The sequence below is a fragment of the Flavobacteriales bacterium genome (genome assembly GCA_020635855.1).
In the GTDB taxonomy this organism is placed as follows: Bacteria; Bacteroidota; Bacteroidia; order JACJYZ01; family JACJYZ01; genus JACJYZ01.
This window is the reverse complement of record JACJYZ010000005.1, coordinates 1-2,474: the sequence shown is the minus strand read 5'-3', so window position 1 is coordinate 2,474 and position 2,474 is coordinate 1. Positions and strand designations below refer to the sequence as shown.

The window sequence follows — 2,474 nt, the reverse complement described above, 5'->3', positions numbered from 1 at the left end:
CAAGCTGCTTTCGCAGGGATGATCCCTCCTCCGGAGAAAGTTTCGTCAATAACCAGAAAACCTTTCCAAAGGAATACGTCATTCCTGAAGCTGAGGAAGTGAAGCTCCTGCGTCGCCCATATCAGGAATCTCCTGTCTCAGTTTCCGTTCATCTATCACCCTCCCACTCACACTCTCCCACTCACACTCTCACACTCTCCCTCTACTCAATACTCACTACTCAATACCCGATACCCGATACTAAAAACTATACTCATTCCAGTCACGCTTCCGTGTCAGTTTGAGGTCCTGCAGAACCGAGGCCTTCACATTGATATTGAACAAGTAGCTCTGTCTGGCACCAAATGGCACCCAGTGGAAGCTCATCTCCCAGCAGTGGAGGTTGCGGTAAATGTCTATCGCAGTATAAGTGAAATCCTTTAGCTGCAGATCGTAACCGGTACTCACCTGCACCTTCCAGTTGGGTGTCAGGCTGACGTCGCCGCTCAGGTTGAAGGTCTGTGTGGTGGCAATGGAATCTGTTCCGTCGGTCAGCTGAATGTTCTGGATACGAAGGTTGTAGTTCAGGGTCATCTGCCAGGGCAGCTCATAATCAATGTAGGCAGAAGGATTGGACCACACCATGTCGCGTTCTGCCTCGGTGCCTGCTGTTGTCTCGAGGTTCTCGTTCTCCCGCCGTTTCGATCGCAGGGAGGTACTCAATGCTACGTTTCCGGTAGAGAACCGGGCCAGCCGGTCGTTGACATCCCATTCGAACTGGTTGATGCGCCGCCCGGTGGAATCAAGCACATACGGATCGAAAGAACCACTCACATTCACCCGCAGTTTATTGAACAGAGTGGTGTAGGCGCTTCCGTTAATGAAACTCCAGTTGAGTGAATCTGCTGCCAGGTTATAGGCCGTATTCAGAATGAGGTTGTCTATCAGCTTCACCTTGCGTTCACCCTTTAGCGTATCCGTCTCATCACGCACCTTCATCTCAAAGTTGTTGGCGAGATTGATCCCTATACTGCCTGATTTACCATTAGGTGGCCCACCTAAAAGAGCCCCTTCAAAAATGGAATAAGTAACTGCCTCTGCACCCGGTGATGGATAGTAGCTGCCATAGTAGCCGTATTCCGGATCACTGAAGTCAGGCCGATAACTGAAGCTGACAGATGGGGTGACCACATGACGGATGGCTTTCACCTTGCCTCGTTTGAACTGCATGATGCCGTACAACTTGGTAGTAAGTGATGCACTGGCGTTGAACCAGCGTGCAGCATCAAATCCGCTGATGGTGTCGGTCTGGAAATATACGATGGCAGTATCGTAGGTCAGTTCACCACTGACGGGATCGAACACTTCGGTAACGATGGTATCGGGTTCGTAGTTCTTGCGCACTGTTTCGAAATACCAGTTCTCATTATACGTGAAGGACGGTGTAAGTGTGAAATACCGCAACAGTTTAAAGGGCGAACTGGCAGAAAAATTATGGGAGAAGCCATTTTCCATCTTAGCCAGCGACTCAGGAGTAAACAAGGTGGAATCAGGCACACTGAGGAAGTTGCGGAAGTTCATGCTGTAACTGATACCAAACTGGTTGAGCTGGTTTCGCGGATCGTTGAGTACTTTCTTAAGCGGATAGATACGACTCATATTCAGTGACACATCCGGCAGGGTGAGGTCAACCAGTCCGGTGGAGGTATTCTGGCTGTGGCGCAGTGCTGCACTCATGGTGAAAGGCGAACCTGTGAATGACTTGTTATAGGAGATACTACTGTTGTAGGAGTTGTTCAGGTAAGACTCCGTGAAGGAGTTGTTGGCGAGGAAGTCTGACGTACCGAAACTGGCATTCGCAGCAAAGGAAGAACCCGGCCTTGCCTTCGGATCCTGGCTGTGGTTCCACCTGACGAAGAAGCCCCGGTTGCTGCTAAAATTCGGATCGAAATCCAGACCATAGTTGTTCTTCGAATATTCCAGACTCAGGTTGCCGCGATACTTGTATCGTTTGGCATAACCGCTGGAGGTCTGTAATCTGTAAGATGCGTTGGAATATATATCGCCCGTGAGAGAGAGATCGAAATTGTCATTGATGGCAAAGTAGTAGCCACCATTCCGCAGAAAATAACCTTGCGTAAAACTGTACCCGTACTGTGGTATCAGAATGCCGGAAGTCCTTCCCTGGTTGATGGGAAAAATGCCGAATGGCAGGAATAAGGGTGTGGGCACGTCGGCCACTACCAGATTGGCAGGGCCCGTCACCGCTATTTTCTTCGGAACGATCTTAGCCTTGTTGGCAGCGATGTAAAAGTGCGGATGATCGAGATCACAGGTGGTATAAACAGTATGCAGGCCATAGTATTCATTGTCGGCATTCTTCTTTCCCTGATCCACATACACATAGCCCTCTCCTTCCTGCCGCTTCAGGTTGTAGATCTTTCCGTTTCTGGTAGCAAAATTGTAGTGCATACCTTCGGCAGTGAAGGTATCAT

General features: G+C 49.6%; 1 protein-coding gene. It reads right to left on the bottom strand.

Annotation, left to right across the window (positions count from 1 at the left end; all coding sequences use genetic code 11):
- Positions 1 to 240: 240 nt before the first annotated feature.
- The coding region (locus H6585_15735) for an LPS-assembly protein LptD (GenBank protein ID MCB9449783.1) at positions 241 to 2,474 on the bottom strand (2,234 nt) is incomplete at its 5' end.